Genomic DNA, 406 nt, shown 5'->3' with positions numbered 1-406 from the left:
TGAAGCGCCCCGGGTTTTCAGGAGGCAGTTTTCATTTGGCTATGCAGCCATATCGAGGTTCTCGAGGGCTGCATAGTAATTGTCTTCGGCCTCAGCGGGCGGGATGTGCCCGATAGGGCCGAAGAGCCGGTGATTATTGTACCAATCGACCCAGCGCAGCGTTGCCATTTCCACGGCCGAAACGCTTGGCCATGATCGCTGCCGCCAGATGACCTCGGCCTTGTAAAGGCCGTTGATCGTCTCGGCTAAGGCGTTGTCGTAGGAATCACCGACGCTACCGACCGAGGGGACGAGTTTGGCCTCGGCCAAGCGCTGGGTATAGTTCATGGCAAGATATTGAACTCCCCTGTCGCTATGGTGGATCAGTCCATCATCGGGACCGGGCCTACGGGCATGGATCGCCTGC

At 58.4% G+C, this 406-nt stretch carries 1 protein-coding gene; it reads right to left on the bottom strand.

Annotated features, from left to right (window positions below):
• Positions 1–39: 39 nt before the first annotated feature.
• Positions 40–406: integrase core domain-containing protein (locus FE851_RS25900; protein ID WP_145206939.1), on the bottom strand; the 367-nt coding region annotated here is incomplete at its 5' end.

It is taken from the genome of Sphingobium sp. B2, assembly GCF_007693735.1.
GTDB lineage: Bacteria > Pseudomonadota > Alphaproteobacteria > Sphingomonadales > Sphingomonadaceae > Sphingobium > Sphingobium xenophagum.
This window is presented reverse-complemented; position numbering and strand designations above follow the sequence as displayed.